General features: G+C 65.7%; 12 protein-coding genes. 5 read left to right on the forward strand and 7 right to left on the reverse strand.

Going from position 1 to position 15447, the window contains the following annotated elements; translation table 11 throughout:
- Positions 1-45: 45 nt before the first annotated feature.
- The 4 genes from ACNKW1_RS12010 to ACNKW1_RS12025 all read right to left on the reverse strand — a co-directional run bounded on the left by ACNKW1_RS12010 (position 46) and on the right by ACNKW1_RS12025 (position 3796).
- Entirely contained in the window at positions 46-363 is a 318-nt protein-coding gene (locus ACNKW1_RS12010) for a cupredoxin domain-containing protein (RefSeq protein WP_418364828.1), read from the reverse strand.
- Between the two features lie 145 nt (positions 364-508).
- A complete protein-coding gene (locus ACNKW1_RS12015) occupies positions 509-1387 on the reverse strand; it encodes an ethylbenzene dehydrogenase-related protein (protein WP_418364829.1) in 879 nt (292 codons plus the stop codon).
- A 48-nt stretch (positions 1388-1435) separates the two neighbouring features.
- Positions 1436-2047: a NapC/NirT family cytochrome c gene (locus tag ACNKW1_RS12020; protein WP_418364830.1), complete on the reverse strand. Its 612-nt coding sequence runs from the start codon at positions 2045-2047 to the stop codon at positions 1436-1438.
- Positions 2048-2113: 66 nt separating this feature from the next.
- Positions 2114-3796 (reverse strand): cytochrome D1 domain-containing protein, encoded by a 1683-nt coding sequence (locus tag ACNKW1_RS12025; protein ID WP_418364831.1) that lies wholly within the window; start codon positions 3794-3796, stop codon positions 2114-2116.
- A gap of 403 nt (positions 3797-4199) precedes the next feature.
- Here ACNKW1_RS12025 and cobA point away from each other — a divergent pair, with 403 nt between their 5' ends.
- Both cobA and ACNKW1_RS12035 read left to right on the forward strand, forming a co-directional pair.
- Positions 4200-4970: a uroporphyrinogen-III C-methyltransferase gene (cobA, locus tag ACNKW1_RS12030; protein ID WP_418364832.1), complete on the forward strand. Its 771-nt coding sequence runs from the start codon at positions 4200-4202 to the stop codon at positions 4968-4970.
- Between the two features lie 138 nt (positions 4971-5108).
- Positions 5109-6551, forward strand: coding sequence for a putative nucleotidyltransferase substrate binding domain-containing protein (locus ACNKW1_RS12035; RefSeq protein ID WP_418364833.1), 1443 nt, complete (start codon positions 5109-5111; stop codon positions 6549-6551).
- A 9-nt stretch (positions 6552-6560) separates the two neighbouring features.
- On the opposite strand, the gene ACNKW1_RS12040 is transcribed toward ACNKW1_RS12035, so the two are convergent.
- From ACNKW1_RS12040 to ACNKW1_RS12050, 3 genes are all read right to left on the reverse strand, one after another.
- Positions 6561-7481, reverse strand: coding sequence for a YihY/virulence factor BrkB family protein (locus tag ACNKW1_RS12040; protein WP_418364834.1), 921 nt, complete (start codon positions 7479-7481; stop codon positions 6561-6563).
- A 289-nt stretch (positions 7482-7770) separates the two neighbouring features.
- Positions 7771-8142, reverse strand: coding sequence for a helix-turn-helix domain-containing protein (locus tag ACNKW1_RS12045; RefSeq protein WP_418364835.1), 372 nt, complete (start codon positions 8140-8142; stop codon positions 7771-7773).
- An 18-nt stretch (positions 8143-8160) separates the two neighbouring features.
- On the reverse strand, positions 8161-8499 hold the full coding sequence (locus tag ACNKW1_RS12050) for a type II toxin-antitoxin system HigB family toxin (RefSeq protein ID WP_418364836.1): 339 nt from the start codon (positions 8497-8499) through the stop codon (positions 8161-8163).
- Between the two features lie 100 nt (positions 8500-8599).
- Here ACNKW1_RS12050 and ACNKW1_RS12055 point away from each other — a divergent pair, with 100 nt between their 5' ends.
- The 3 genes from ACNKW1_RS12055 to ACNKW1_RS12065 all read left to right on the forward strand — a co-directional run.
- Positions 8600-10117: a TIGR02677 family protein gene (locus ACNKW1_RS12055; RefSeq protein ID WP_418364837.1), complete on the forward strand. Its 1518-nt coding sequence runs from the start codon at positions 8600-8602 to the stop codon at positions 10115-10117.
- Positions 10117-11355 carry a TIGR02678 family protein gene (locus ACNKW1_RS12060; RefSeq protein ID WP_418364838.1) on the forward strand — a complete coding sequence of 413 codons (1239 nt, stop codon included), beginning with the start codon at positions 10117-10119 and terminating at the stop codon, positions 11353-11355. The genes ACNKW1_RS12055 and ACNKW1_RS12060 overlap by 1 nt, the downstream gene beginning before the upstream one ends.
- Positions 11356-11366: 11 nt before the next feature.
- The coding region (locus tag ACNKW1_RS12065) for a TIGR02680 family protein (RefSeq protein ID WP_418364839.1) at positions 11367-15447 on the forward strand (4081 nt) is incomplete at its 3' end.

A 15447-nucleotide genomic window follows, 5' to 3' on the forward strand; every position in this document is an offset into this window, starting at 1 on the left:
CGAAGCTCCGAATGGGCGTAACGCGCCCGCCGGGCAGGACCGGATTCAGTCCTCGACAATCACCACACCGAGCATCTCGGGATGCGGACCACAGCGGTACTCGAACCGTCCCGTCTCAGGAAAGGCGCGCGACCACCGCTCACCGGGGAAGAAACGCTCCGACTCCTCTCCCCGCGCGATGAAGAGCACCGAATGACTGGTCCGCTTCTCCTCGTTGATCCACGTGACCGTGTCCCCCACCCGCACCCGCAACTCTGTTGGCTCGAAGCGGTAATCGGAGATGCGCACCTCATGTTCGGCCGCCATCGCCACGCCCTGCAGGCACGCCAGCGCGCTCGCGCAAAGCAGTTTGCCAAATTGCATTCCAGCCCTCCGTCGCATGCTTGCTCTCATCGGTCATCCTCCTCTACCTGTCTCTGAAATGGCAAAGCGGGAGCAAGGGGCTACACCCCCGACTCCCGCTCATCCAGGGCCGCCGCGAACGGGCGGCCCAATATCGCGCAAGGCCTTACTGCTTGGCAGCCTTCACGTCGCCTTCGGCATCAAGACCCAGCTTGTAGCCGAGCGAAACGTGGTGGAAACGCCCTGCCGAGCTATCGTCGTGAATGGCGAAGCCAAAGTTGTAGCTCTTGCCGGACTCGAGACTAACGTCACCCTGGCCACCGGCCAGCTTGCGGGTGAAGACCACCGACCACTCGCCACCTTCCTGCTTGCCTTCGGCGCTGACCAGCGCATCGCCGCCTTCCATGACGCGCTCCTCGGCAATGTAGCCGTTGTAGGCCTTGTTCTCGCCGCTACGCCACTGGTAGAGGTCAAAGAACTTGCCATCCGCCAGCGAGCCACCCTTGACATACTTCGTCTTGGTTTCAGCCGCGCCCGGCATAGTCCGCGAATCGGTATGGCAGGTCGCCCAGCAACCCGACTGGTCGGCCATCTCAACCTTGCCACCGGACTCAAGCATGAACGCGATCTTGACCGGATTGGCGTCATCCTTGGCGGGCGCCGGCGCACCGGAAGCAGCCGGCTGCTTCCAGCTGAAGCGCATGTAGAGGTTCTCGCCATCATGCGCCGCCTGCACCTTCACCGGGATGAACGCGGCCTTGCCGGCAATCGGCGTGGGCTCGATCTTCTGACCGGTGGCCATGCGCGGCCCCATGTCGGCGGTCTCTTCGCTGTGGCAATCGGCACAGGTCTCGCCTTTCTTGAGCGCCCGGGCACCACCATGCTCGGTGCCCTTCATGATCCATTCCATCGGCGAAGCGCCGGGATAGAAGATGGTGATATTGGCGGCTTCGACCTTGCTCCAGTCGGGCGCGGCGGCAAGCGCATTCCCCGCACCGAGGGCGAAGAGCGCGCCCATGGCGCCAGCGATCATGGTTTTTTTCATCGTCATTTCCTCACGTTGCTTGGGTTGGCCTGTAATGCACGAGGGATCTTACTCCTCGTCTTCCTCGGTCATGCCTTCCGGCTTGTGGTGGGCAATGCCCTTGTGGCAATCAATGCAGGTCATGTTGTCTTCGATCGCCATCTCGTGCTGCTTGCGTGCGCGCTGCTTCTGCGACTCGGTGTTCATGCTCTCGAGGCTGTGGCAGTTCCGGCATTCACGCGAATCGCTCGCCTTCATGCGCTTCCACTCGCGGCGAGCAAGCTCCAGCCGCTTGGCCTCGAACTTCTCCCGGGTATCGATGGTTCCGGTGATCTTGCCCCAGACTTCCCGCGACGCCTGGATCTTGCGGATCATCTTGTGCGTCCAGTCCTTCGGCACATGACAATCGGAACACACCGCGCGCACCCCCGTGCGATTGGTGTAATGAATCGTTTCCTTGTACTCCTGATACACGTTGTCGTACATCTCGTGGCAGGAGATACAGAATTTCTCGGTATTGGTGGCTTCCATCGCGGTATTGAAACCGCCCCAGAACAGCACACCCACGATGAAACCCACGGACAACAGCCCGCCCAGCGATTTCCTCGAAGGACGGCGCAGGCGTGCCAGCAGGCCGCCCGAATCTTCTTGTTTGAGGTTGTCGTCGTTTCGGTCAGACATAAAACTCCCCTCGAGTCCCCCGCACCGAAGCGCGGGGGAGGTTCACACTATGATCGCTTCAGCCGATCAATAGACGTCGTGCATCGTGTTCCACACGTTGAACTTGCCGGTCGGCGTAACGACGGCCGGGTCGGTGATGACCTTCTTCACCTTGAGCGTCTTGTCGTCGTAGATCACGATGGCCGACTGGTCGGTCTTGCCGCCCCACAGCGAGATCCAGACTTCGTCGCCTGCCTCGTTGTACTCAGGCTGCACGGCACGACGGATCGCCTTGCTTTCGGGCAGACCCGAATCCTTGGCGACGTCGAGACGCACCGGCTCCTTCTTCAGGTCGGCCTTGTCGAACACGAAGACAGCTTCGGCAATCTCACGCTCGGGGTTCATCGGCGCGTCAGCCCAGAAGTTCTTGGACTTCGGATGGGTCTTCACGAACAGGTTGCCGGCACCCGGCATCTTCAGCTCCTGAACGACCTTCCAGTTGTGATCCTTGTGCTTGGCGAACTTGGGATCGTCGGAAGCAGTGGAGATCAGCGACACGACATCGTCACCCAGGTGACCAGTCGACCACACGGGACCAAACTCCGGATGGACGAAGTTGGCACCACGGCCCGGGTGCGGGATCTTGGCGGTATCGACCAGAGCGGCGAGCTTGCCGGTCTTGGTGTCGACCGCTGCAACCTTGTTGGACGCGTTCGCGGCAACCATGAAGTAGCGGCCCGAGGCATCCCAACCGCCGTCATGCAGGAACTTGGCCGATTCGATGGTGGTGGTCTTCAGGTTCTTGATGTCGCTGTAGTCCACCAGCAGGATCATGCCGGTTTCCTTGACGTTCACCACCCACTCAGGCTTCTGGAGCGAGGCCACGATGGAGGCCACACGCGGCTCCGGGTGGTACTCGCCATCCACCGTCTGGCCGCGGGTCGAGACGACCTTGATCGGCTCGAGCGTCTCACCGTCCATGATCGAGTACTGGGGCGGCCAGTAGGTGCCACCGATCAGGTACTTGTCCTCATAGCCCTTGAACTTCGAGGTATCGACCGAACGGGCATCCGAACCCAGACGCACGGTCGCAACCGTGGTCGGCTCTTCGAACCACATGTCGATGATGGTGGTCAGGCCGTCACGACCGACGGTGTAGACATAGCGCCCCGAAGCCGACAGGCGGGAGATGTGCACCGCGTAACCGGTGTCGAGGATCTTCCAGATCTTGTGGGTGTCGCCATCGACGAGCGCGAGCTTGCCCGCATCGCGCAGGGTGATCGCGAACACGTTCTTCAGGTTGACCTTGTTCATCTGCTTGGTCGGACGCTTGTCAACCGGAACGAGCAGCTTCCAGCTGTCCTTCATGTCCTTGAGCGAGAACTCAGGCGGAATCGGCGGCTCGACCTGGATGTAACGCGCCATCAGGTTGATTTCTGCGTCGGTCAGGATGTCGTCGTAGTTGACCATCCCGCCTTCGGTACCGTAGGCGATGATCTTTTCGAGACGGTCGGTGCCCAGCTTGAGGGTACCGCCTTCCATCTTGGTGCCGTCCTCGAGCGTCTTGGTCCAGTGCGGCTCAAGGTTCTTGCCGGTTGCGCCCTTGCGCAGCACGCCGTGGCAGCCTGCACAGCGCTCGAAATAGATCAGCTTGCCCTGCTCCATTTCCTCAGCGGTCAGCTTCGGCGCTTCCTGCGCCCATGCGCTGCTCATGGCCAGCGGCAATACCGCCATGGCAAGCGCCGTACCGAAAAACCCCTTCTTTTGCATAGCCCTCTCCTTACTCGACACGGGAAGTAAAACAAACAGTGCAGGCGCAGTATGGTTTTTCCCGCTACCGCCCATCCTTGATGTGAATTAATTTTCCCCACGATCGCTAGGGATAAAGTTCATCACACGCAAACGGCGCCATGCGGCGGTTTCCGAAGCAGGATCACGGCCCTGCGCACAGCCCGTTCTTCCCCGCGGAGATTGCCTTGCAGCACGCAAATCAACACCGTCGACCGTTATCAGACACTTATCCCCGCTACAGCCCGGAGCAATGAACATGTACGCAGCCAGTCACGCATCGGACACACCGAAACCGGGCGCACGCCTCTCGCGCAACCGATCCGCCAGCAGATATTCGCTTCCGGAACGCGGCAGAGGAGACGGGGTCGAGAGTGATGACGCCATGCGCAACCGACAGGGAACGGGCAAGGTCTTTCTTGTAGGCGCGGGTCCCGGCGACCCCGAGTTGCTCACGGTCAAAGCGCTACGGCTGATCAGTTCGGCGCAGGCGGTGGTCTATGACCATCTGGTGGGCGACGAAGTCATCGCTCTGATTCCGCCAGGCGCGCGCAGGGTCTACGCAGGAAAGGAGGCAGGCAACCACGCCCTACCTCAAGATCAAATCAACGCGTTGCTGGTATCCCTCGCACGCGAGGGCCTGACCGTGGTGCGGCTCAAAGGTGGCGACCCCTTCATCTTCGGGCGCGGAGGGGAGGAAATGCAGTCCGTGCTCGATGCAGGCTTCGCCTGCGAGATCGTGCCGGGCATCACCGCAGCAGCTGGCGCTGCGGCCTGTACGGGAATCCCGCTCACCCATCGGGCGCACGCACAGACCCTCGTGTTCGCCACCGGGCACCTGAAGGACGATACCGTCGACCTGGACTGGGAAGCCCTCGCACGCCCCTGTCAGACGGTCGTCATCTACATGGGGCTGGGCGCCCTCGAGCAGATCTGCGCGCAGATGGTCGCGCACGGCCTGCCTGGCGAAACTCCGGCTGCCGTCATTCACGCCGCAACCACCGCGCGCCAGTGCGGCGTACACAGCACACTCGCCGGCCTGCCCGCTGCAGTGCGCAAAGCCGGCATGAAGACGCCAGCCCTGATCATGATCGGCGAAGTCGTTTCACTGGATCCAGGCCTGCTGCTGGCGAAGGCCGGCACCGCGATGGCCTGAGCAGGCGCACCCCACGCACGGGCGGTCGCACCCTGCGCGCAGAAGCGGTAGGGTCGCGCGCCCGATGCGCAACATGAAGACTTGCCCCTGGATTGCGCAGGGTAGAATCGTGATTCAACCAGTCGGGCAGGGGATGGCATGGCCGAGGAAAACCAGTTCTTTCGCCCGATCCGGGAGTTCTGCCAGCGCAAAGTCGTCAGCTGTGCAGAGGGCGACGCGCTCGTGGACATCGTCGCACGCATGCGCGAGCACGGCATTTCATGCGTCGTTGTCCTCGAGGCCGGCCACCCGAAGGGCATCCTCACCGACCGCGACCTGCGCAACAAGGTTGTTGCGACCGGGACGTCTCCCTCCTCGCTGACCGTTGGAGACGTCATGACCTCGCCCGTCGTCACGGTGAGTGAACACGACGTGCTCTACGAGGCGCTCTACCGGATCTCGCGACACAACATCCACCGTCTGGTCGTCACCGACCAGGCTGGCGCGCTTGCCGGCATCATCACCGTCACGGACATCCTGCGCCTGCAGGCACACTCCCCGCACCAGTTGGTCGTCGACATCGAGAAGGCGGACTCGGTTGATACCCTGCGTGACCTCCATCGGCGGGTCCAGCGCCTCATCGTCCACCTGTCGGGCACCGGGATCGCGATTCGGGATATGGTCAAGCTGATCGCGAACCTGAACGATCAGATCCTGATCCGCCTGATCGAGCTGTTGCGTCGGGAGAAATACCCAGGACTCACCAACGACTTCGCCTTCGTCGTCATGGGCAGCGAGGGACGTGGCGAGCAGACCCTATCCACCGACCAGGACAACGCGATCATCCACGCAGACAGCGTCGAAGGCGGCGCGCTGCAGCAACTCGAGGCCTTCTCCGTTGACCTGATCGACGCGCTCATCTCCATCGGGATACCGGCCTGCCCCGGCGGCATCATGGCGAAGAATCCCCCGTGGCGGCGCAGCGCCTCGGCGTGGAAGATGGAGCTCACGCGCTGGCTGTCCACCCCCTCGCCCGAGAACGTCATGACCGGCAGCATGTTCATGGACCTGCGTCCACTATACGGGCGACGAGAACTCGCTGACACGCTGCGCGACCATGCGCTGCACTACATGAGCCAGGAGCCCGTATTCCTGGTGCGGATGGTGCAGAACATGACCCGATTCGCGCCACCGCTGGGCTGGTTCGGACGCATCCGCACCGAAAAATCGGGACCCTATCGCGGCATGGTCGACGTGAAGAAGGCGGGCATCTTCGCGATCACCGACGGCATCAAGGCGCTGGCGATGGAGTCCCGCTGCCTGGATGGCAGCACGCACGACCGCATGGAGGCCCTGGTCGAGAAGGGCGTGCTCATGGCGGACCAGATGGCCGACCTGCGCGCTGCCTTCGACTTCCTCGTGCTAAAGCGCCTGCAGGGGCAGGTAGCCGCCTTGCGCGCCGGAGCGGCACCGAACAACTATGTCGCGCTCGACCAGCTCAACGCCATGGAACAGGGCGAACTCCGTCTCGCGCTGCAGGGGGTCGGCCACTTCCAGCGTTTCATGCACCACCACTTCAAGCTGCATCTGATGCGCAACTGAAGCTTGCGTTCAGGCCTGCTCTTCGAGCAGTTGCCGATGCACGCATACGGCCGCAGCGCGCGGCCTCACCGTGCGCCCGCAGGCTTCGACGTGCGCCCGGGTGAATGCCGCACCGAACAGCAGGATCAGCGACGAATAATTCACCCACAACAGCAGCAGGACAAGCGAACCCGCCGCACCATAGGTCGAGGCCGTGGCCGTGGTGGACAGGTATATTGCGATCAGCGCCCTGCCCGAGACGAACAGCAGCGCCGTCACGAAACCACCGAGCAGCACATCGCGCCAGCCCAGCTCGACGTCCGGGAGCAGACGGAATATGGTGGCGAACAGCAAGGTAACGACCAGTAGGGACACCGCCCAGTCCAGCCCCAGGATGAGCCCGGCGGGCACCGGCAGCCAATCCTGCGCAAAGGCCACCAGGGCACGCACGAACACGCTCAGCATCAGCGACACGAGCAGCACGAAGCCGATGCCGATGACCACGGCGAGCGAAAGCACACGCGACTTCAGGTAGATGAAGACGCTGCTGCGGGTGGGGCGCGGAGCGACCCCCCAGATCGCATTAAGCGCGGCCTGCATCTGCGAGAACACTGTGGTGGCGCCGAACAGTACGGCACCGAAACCTGCCACGGCCGGTAGCAGGCCGCTGTGTTCGATTCTGCTGTTCTGCACGGCGGTCTGCACCGCGGCCGCAGCCTCGGCACCAATCGCGGCCTGCAACTGCTCGGCGATCTGCCCCTGCGCCGCATTCTCGCCGAGCACGAGCCCCACGACAGTCACCGCGACGATCATCACCGGTGCAACGGAAAACACGGTAAAGAAGGCCAGGGCTGCTGCATGGATGAAGACCTGAGCTTCCAGCCACAGCCGCACCGTGGTTTTCGAGACCGCAGCGAGGTAACGGAAAATCGGCAGTTCGAGTAAGCGCATACCGTAATCTTAGCGCCTGCCCACGCCGAGCGCGCCCCATGCCGTCCCACGAAAGGGACTGTCCCGCGGAATCGCGAAGCGGACAGACGATCAGCAGCGATTTCGTGGCCATCGCTCGAACCGGGCGCCACCCATCTTTACCCGGCAGGTTGTTCAATGACCCTGATCTGACGGTATCAACGGCCGTACTTCTTGGACATTCCGCTGATACCGTAGGCGATACCGTCAATATGCCATTAGGATTGGAACGGAAGTCGAAACAAGTGCATCTCTCGCCAGCACCATCAAGTCAGCCCGCAACGGTCTCGGCAATCAGAACCTCCGCCGGAATACCCAGGCCTTGGTGCAATCTACGGATCATGCCCAGTGTCAAGGGGCGCTTGTGGTTCAGGACTTCGTAGACACGGTTGCTCCGGCCAATGAACGGCTCCAGATCCTTCACCGACAGGCCACGTTGCTCCATCCGGAATTTGATCGCTTCGACCGGATCCGGCGCGCCAATGGGGCAGTGTTTGGCTTCATAGGCCTGCACCAGGGTGGTCAGAATATCCAGGCGGTCCCCTTTTGGGGTACCCGGATCGGGGTCGAACTCCATCAAGGCCGAAATTTCATTCAGCGTAGCCTTGTAATCGGTTTCGGTGTGAATAGGGCGGATGTCCATGTGGTTCTCCATGGTCACTCAGATCATTTCAACGGTTTCTGCGTCCACTTCGTCGTATTCCTTGTGGGTACCGACGAATTTCACGTAGACGATCTGCAGCCTGTAGGCGATGGCCACGATCAACCGATAGTCGTTGCCCTTGATGTTGAAAACGACACGCCGGTTCTTGAGGATGCTGGCGCTGCCGTACTGCGCCTTGATGTCTGATGGCTGAGTCCAGGACGCTTTGGTCACTTCCTCAAACCAAGCCTTCAAAGGCTGCTCGGCGTCCGGATGAAGTTTCCAGAAGTCTCGAAGGGTGGAGACGGCTATCACTCGCATCGGCAGCACTTTAGTCCCATTTTGGGACTTTCGCAAGGGGCTTCCAGGTTTTAGTCCTGTAACGCAAACGCATATACTCGACAACCGCTCGCATTGTTGCCAACGTCGGACGAAGAAAACCCCCAGAATCCAACCCATGCCATTTTCGGACACATCGGCCGACCTGTTCCGACACGTCAGCGCGGACAAGGCCGGCATCTACCGAAGCATCATGGCGAGCTTCGCCGCGGCAAAGCGCCAGTTCAAGCTCCACATGCGTCCCGACGAGGTGCTGGCCGAAGCCCGCTGGATCAACGGCGTACCGAAGCTCGAGGAGGTCCACACCGCACTCGCCCAACTCGCCGAGTGGGGCAACCTCGAGGCGCAACCCGATACCGCGCGTGTGGCGAGCATCAGCGACTTCTACCGCGCCCGCTTCCTCTACCGCCTGTCCCATGGCGGCGAAGCCGTCGAGACGGCTCTCACTGCCTTCGCCGAAGCGCTCGGTCGGCGTGCCGAGTTGCAGACGGTCGCGCTCGAAGACATCGCCAGCCGGCTCAAGACCCTGCTCGCGCTGGCCGATGCGCCCACGCCCGATGCTGCAAAACTGCACGAAACCCTGCGCGATCTGGTGCGCGTATTCGAGGGCCTGGCCGACAACGCCCAGGCCTTCATGGCCGGCATGGCGCGCAGCATCGAGCTGCAACAGGCAGATGCCGCCGCGGTGCTGGCCTACAAGCAACGGCTGATCGACTACCTCGAACGCTTCATCGGCGACCTCGTCGGACGCTCCGGCGTGATCGCGCAGCACATCGCCTCGCTGCATCCGCGCATCGATCCGCTGCTGTGGGCGGCCGCACAGCGCGAAGTACGCGACGCCGCGCCCGGCGACAACCAAGCGCAGGCCGACGCGCTGGCGCAGCGCCAGCAGGCCTGGCGCGAACGCTGGGGCGGTCTGCGCGGCTGGTTCGTCAGCACCCATCATGAACCGCCGCAGGCCGAGGTGCTGCGCTCGAAGGCGCGCGCGGCGATTCCACAGCTGCTGGCCGCGGTCGCGGCGCTCAATGAGCGGCGCAGCGGGCGCAGCGATCGCTCTGCCGACTTCCGCGTGCTCGCCGGCTGGTTCGCGAGCTGTGGCAGCGACGACGACGCGCACCGCCTGGGGCGCGCCGCCTTCGCCCTCAATCCGGCCCGTCACTTCTCGCTGAACCCGGGCACCGGCCATGAGCTGCCGGCCACCACGCCGTGGGCCGAGGCGCCACCGCTACGCATCCATCCGCGCCTGCGCGAGTACGGCGAAGCCGCCCCGCGGGGCCCTTTGCCCAAGGTACGCGAGCGCAGCGAGGAACGCGCCCTGCTCGCGCGCCAGCTGCATGAGGAACACCTGCAAGTCGAAGCCGCGCGGGCGCGCCTGGCGACCGGTCGAACGACGCGCCTGTCGGAGCTCGGCCACCTCGATCCGCACGCCTTCGCGCTATTCCTGTCGCTGCTCGGTGAGGCGCTGACCGCGCAATCCTCGCCCGAAGACGTGGTTGAACGTCAGACCGGCGACGGCCTGCTACGCATTCGCCTCGAGCCGCTGGAAGCGCACACGCGGGCCGAAGTCATCACCGATGCCGGCGTCTTTGCCGGCCGCGACCACCGCATCACGATTACCGCCACACAAGCGCCCTGATGACAACCGACAGCACCGCGATCGGCCTGCAGCAGGCCCTCCACCAACGCGAGGAGTTCACCACCGCGCTGCGCGCCCTGTTGATGGCTCCACTGATGACGCCGGCACACGCGGAGTTCGCTACCGTGCGCCGCCACGCCGATGCATTGCGCGAATGGTTCGTCCGCGAGACCGGTTGGCCCCTGCACATCGAACGCGATGCGGCGCGCCTGTACAAACGTCCGGCCGATGTGAGCGACGCCAGCCGCGGGCTGCCCAGCTACGAGCGCCGCCGCTATGTGTTGCTTTGCTTGGCCTGCGCGGTGCTGGAGCGTGCCGACCCGCAGATCACGCTACGCGTGCTCGGCGACCGGCTGCTCACCCTCGCTGCGGACCCGGCGCTGGCCGCCCTCGGCTTCAGCTTCACGCTCCAGGCGCAGCACGAGCGGCGGGAGCTGGTCGCAGTGTGCCGCACGCTGCTCGAACTCGGCGTCCTGCATCGCGTGGCCGGCGACGAGGAGGGCTTCGTACACGGCGGCGGCGAAGGCTCGGACGGACTCCATGACGCGCTCTACGACGTGCAGCGGCGGGTCCTCGCCGGCGTACTCGCGGCGTCGCGCGGGCCGTCCACGTGGCCCGCGGACGAAGCTCCGGCCACGCTCGAGGCACGGCTCGCCGCGCTGGGGGCGGAGCCGGTGCCGGACAGCGACGAGGGCCGGCGCACGGCGCTACGCCACCATCTGGCGCGCCGCCTGCTCGACGACCCGGTGATCTACCTCGACCGCCTCGACGCCGACCAGCGCGCCTATTTCATGAACCAGCGCGGCACCATGGCCACCCGGCTGTGCGACGCCACCGGGCTGGTCGCCGAACAGCGCTCCGAGGGTCTGGCCCTGACCGACGAGGACGGCGAGCTGACCGACGTGGCGATGCCGGCCGAAGGCACCGAAGCGCATGTCACCCTGCTGGTGGCCGAATTCCTGACGGCGCCCACGAACGGCGGCACAAACACCGACGATGTCGCCGCATTCATCGCCGACGCACGCCAGCGCTTCGGCAAGTTCTGGCGCAAGTCCGCGCGCGAAGCCGGCTCGGAACACGAGTTGGCGGCGATCGCGCTCGATCGCCTGCAGCGCCTTCAACTGGTCGAACGCGCGGGCACCGGCGTTCTGCCCCTGCCGGCGCTGGCGCGTTTTGCCGTCGGCGAGACCGAGCTCAGGCCCGCGCCGTCCGCTTCTACCGGCACCCTGTTCGACTGAGACCCAGCCCCGTGGACACACTCGATACCCTGCTAGACACGCCGTCCGATCTCCCGGCTACCGACGCTCGCCCTGCACTCCCGCAACCGACTCGGGTCCGGTGGCAACCCCTGCGCCTCGGCCTTGTCGAGCTGTTCCACTACGACAGCGAGGAATTCTGGTTCCGTGATGGCCACCTGCTGCTGCGTGGCAACAACGGCACCGGCAAGTCCAAGGTGCTGTCGCTCACCCTGCCCTTCCTGTTCGATGCCCAACTCAAACCCTCACGCATCGAGCCCGATGGCGACGCCGGCAAGAAGATGGCCTGGAACCTGCTGCTCGGCAAGCTCGACCGCCGCATCGGCTATGCCTGGATCGAGTTCGGCCGCATCGCCGACGATGGTGCGCCCGACTATCTGACGCTGGGCTGCGGACTCTCGGCGGTCGCCGCGCGGGCACAGGTTGATCCGTGGTACTTCGTCCTCGAAAAGCGCCGCATCGGCGAAGACCTGTGGCTCACCAGCCCGGCGCGCAGCGTCCTCACCCGCGAGCGGCTGAAGGAAGCCCTGGACGATCACGGCCAGGTGTTCTACAACGCCACCGCCTACCGCCGCGCGGTCGACGAGCGCCTGTTCCAGCTCGGCGCCGTCCGTTATGCGGCCCTGATGGACACACTGGTCCAGTTGCGCCAGCCGCAACTATCCAAGAGACCCGACGAAGGCAACCTATCGAACGCGCTGACCGAGGCGCTGCCACCGCTATCGGCGGAGCTACTGACCGACGTCGCCGAGGCGCTCAACCAACTCGAGGAATACCGCCGCGAGTTGCAGGGTTACGAAGCGCTGGCGAAGGCCGTCGGCCAGTTTAACCAGCGCTACCAGCGTTACGCCGCGATCAACGCGCGGCGCCAGGCCCGCGGGCTGCGCAGCGCACAGAGCGGCTATGACGCCGCCAGCCGCAATCTGAACGAGGCCCGCACCGAGTTGCAAACCGCGCAGCACGCCGAGGCGCAGGCGAAAGGCCGCCTCGATGCCGCCGAAGCCGCATTGCTCGCCGGCCGCACGCGGCTCGACCAGTTGCAGTCCGACCCGGCAATGAAGGACGCGAATCGCCTGAACCAGGCCGAACGCGACGCCGAGGCGCGGGCCGCCGACCTCGCCGACGCGACGCGCATGAACGCCGAGGCAACCGTCCGCCTCGAACGCGAACAGCGGGCACTCGACGAACGCGGCGCGCGCCGGACACAGGCCGAAGAGGCCCTCGCCACCGCGCGCGAGGGCGTCGACGCGGCGGCACTGGCCAGCGGCATTGGCGAGCCGTGGCGAGCCAACGCGCTGGCGGCGCTTCCGGCCGCCGAATTGGCAACACTCGGCGACCTGTCCCTCGACACCGCCCGCAATGAGCTGCGCCAGGCAATGCTCGTTCGCCGCGAACAGCTCGCCCTCGTGCAGCGGCGCGTCAGCGAGGTGGCGCAGGCTGAGGCCACCCACACCAGCCGGCAACAGGCCCGTGACGAACGACAGGACGAAGTCGAAGCGGCCGCCGCCCGCCGCAGCGCGGCCGATACCGCGGTAGAGACCGAAGGCAGCCGCGTCGTCGAGGCTTGGCAGGAGCACTTCGCGAACCTGCAGGTGCTGCAGGTGGACGAACCGCCGCTGCCCGCGCTGACCGCGTGGGTCGCCAACCTGCAAGGTGACAACCCGGCCCGTGCCGCCTTGTCGTCGGCCCAGCAGCGCGCTGCCGACGACCTGGCGCAGCAGCGCGCCGAGCACCTCGCTGCACAGAAAGCCCTGCACGACGAGCAGGCGACGCTGCGCGCCGAGCACGAGCGACTCACACAGGGCGAAGACGCCACCCCGCCGCCGCCTTATACACGCGGCACCGAGACCAGACGGCAACGTGCCGGTGCGCCGCTGTGGCAGCTGGTCGATTTTCGCGAGCACGTCGACACCGCCCACCGTGCCGGTCTCGAAGCCGCGCTCGAGGCGGCCGGACTCCTCGACGCCTGGGTCACTCCGGATGGCCGGTTGCAGGCGGCCGACGGCGCGCCGCCCCTGCACGACACCCAGTGGCTCGAACGACCGCGCCAGAGTGCCTCGCTCGCCGGGTGGCTCACCCCATCCGCCGGCTCCCCAACGCCCGCCGTCGATCCCGCGCTGCTGATGCGCCTGCTCGAAGGCATCGCCTGCTCCGCCCACGACGACGGCCAGTCCGAAGGCTGGCTTGCGCCCGACGGTCGCTTTCGCCTCGGCGCCCTGGCCGGCGCGTGGGCCAAACCGCAGGCCACCTACATCGGCTACGCGGCCCGCGCCGCCGCGCGTGCGCGACGGATCAGCGAGATCGACTTTCGGCTGCGCGAGATCGCTGAAGCATCACGCCGGATCGACGAGGCGCTGGCCGAGCTCGCGCGGCGGCAGGCACGGGCGGCCGCCGAGTGGCAGGGAGCACCGTCCGACGACAGTTTGCGTGCCGCCCACGCCGACGCCGCGGCCGGCGAGCGCGAGTTCCAGACTGCGCGAAACCGGCTCGAGGCAGCCGATCGGCAGCTGCGCGCGGCCATCGACGCCTTGCAGAGCCGCCGCGATGCGCTGGCAGCCGACGCGGCCGACCTGCACCTGCCCACCGGTGCTGCGGCGCTGGAAGCCGTCGGCGCCGCACTGCTGCACTTCGGTGAGACCCTGCACGGGCTCTTCCAGCTGGTGCACGAACTTCGCCTGGCGGCGGCCGAACTGACCCGCCAGCAAGAGCGGACACGCGAAGCCGAGGCCGACGCGCGCCAGCGTGCCGAACAGCTCGCCGAGCGCCGCCGGCAGGCCGAGGAGGCGCGGGTGCGCCTCGCCACCTTGCGCGAATCGATCGGCGCCCGGGTCGATGAGCTTCAGGCGCGGCTGCGCGAGGCGCGCACTGCTGTGAGCGACGGTGAGCGCCACTTGAAGGCCGAAGGCGAAGCCCTGCGCAACGCCGGCGAGGCACGCGCCCGCGGCGAGCAGAAGGTACAGGACGCCGACACCACCCTGCAGGAACGCGCCGCTACCCGCCAACACGCCATCATCCAGCTGCAGGGCTTTGCCGCCACCGGCCTGCTGTCCGCCGCGCTGCCCGAGGCCGAACTGCCCGACCTGCGCGCACCGTGGACGATCGAGCCGGCGCTCGCGCTGGCCCGCCGCACCGAGCAGGCCCTTGCCCAGGTGGCGGACGATGACGAGGCCTGGACGCGCATCCAGAGCCAGATCTCCCACGACTACGGCGAGCTCGGGCGCGCCCTCACTGCGCTCGGCCAGCAGGCCCAGGCCGACACCAGTGACTACGGCATGGTCGTCAGCGTCATCTACCAGAACCGTCCGGAGCGCCCCGACCAGCTCACCGCCCGGCTCGACGCCGAGATCGCCCAGCGCCGCGAGCTGTTGACGGCGCGCGAGCGCACCCTGCTCGAAAACCACCTCCAGGCCGAAATCGCCGCGGAGATCCAGCGGCTCCTGCAGGCGGCCGAGCGGCAGGTCGATGCGATCAACAAGGAGCTCTCCAAGCGCCCGACCTCCACCGGCGTCAAGTTCCGCCTCTTGTGGCAACCGCTTCCCGAAGGCGGCGAAGGCGCACCGGTGGGCCTGGAGGCCGCCCGCAAGCGCCTGCTCAATACCAGCACCGACCTATGGTCGGCCGAGGACCGGCGGGTGGTCGGCGAGATGCTGCACCAGCGCATCACCGCCGAGCGCCTGAAGGCCGACGCGGTCGGCGGCAGCCTGCTCGAGCAACTCGCCCAGGCGCTCGACTACCGGCGCTGGCACCGCTTCCGCGTCCAGCGCTGGCAGGACGGGCAGTGGCGTCCGCTCTCCGGCCCGGCCTCGAGCGGCGAACGCGCGCTCGGCCTTACGGTACCGCTGTTCGCCGCCGTGTCGAGCTTCTACAGCCAGGCCAGCTACGCCTTCGCGCCCCGCCTGGTGCTGCTCGACGAAGCCTTTGCCGGCATCGACGATGCCGCCCGCGCGCATTGCATGGGCCTGATCCGCGAGTTCGACCTCGATTTCGTCATCACCAGCGAGCGTGAATGGGCCTGCTACGCTGAGCTGCCTGGGGTGGCGATCTGCCAGTTGCAGCGGCGCGAGGGTATTGATG

The sequence above is a fragment of the Thauera sp. WH-2 genome, from assembly GCF_048321015.1.
Classification (GTDB): Bacteria; Pseudomonadota; Gammaproteobacteria; order Burkholderiales; family Rhodocyclaceae; genus Thauera.

What these genes read in the sequence shown, in the direction of transcription:
- ACNKW1_RS12060 (WP_418364838.1), top strand. Translation starts at nt 10,117, where the DNA reads ATGACAACCGACAGCACCGCGATCGGCCTGCAGCAGGCCCTCCACCAA.
- cobA (WP_418364832.1), top strand. Translation starts at nt 4,200, where the DNA reads ATGCGCAACCGACAGGGAACGGGCAAGGTCTTTCTTGTAGGCGCGGGT.
- ACNKW1_RS12055 (WP_418364837.1), top strand. Translation starts at nt 8,600, where the DNA reads ATGCCATTTTCGGACACATCGGCCGACCTGTTCCGACACGTCAGCGCG.
- ACNKW1_RS12045 (WP_418364835.1), bottom strand. Translation starts at nt 8,142, where the DNA reads ATGGACATCCGCCCTATTCACACCGAAACCGATTACAAGGCTACGCTG.
- ACNKW1_RS12015 (WP_418364829.1), bottom strand. Translation starts at nt 1,387, where the DNA reads ATGAAAAAAACCATGATCGCTGGCGCCATGGGCGCGCTCTTCGCCCTC.
- ACNKW1_RS12040 (WP_418364834.1), bottom strand. Translation starts at nt 7,481, where the DNA reads ATGCGCTTACTCGAACTGCCGATTTTCCGTTACCTCGCTGCGGTCTCG.
- ACNKW1_RS12035 (WP_418364833.1), top strand. Translation starts at nt 5,109, where the DNA reads ATGGCCGAGGAAAACCAGTTCTTTCGCCCGATCCGGGAGTTCTGCCAG.
- ACNKW1_RS12020 (WP_418364830.1), bottom strand. Translation starts at nt 2,047, where the DNA reads ATGTCTGACCGAAACGACGACAACCTCAAACAAGAAGATTCGGGCGGC.
- ACNKW1_RS12010 (WP_418364828.1), bottom strand. Translation starts at nt 363, where the DNA reads ATGCAATTTGGCAAACTGCTTTGCGCGAGCGCGCTGGCGTGCCTGCAG.
- ACNKW1_RS12025 (WP_418364831.1), bottom strand. Translation starts at nt 3,796, where the DNA reads ATGCAAAAGAAGGGGTTTTTCGGTACGGCGCTTGCCATGGCGGTATTG.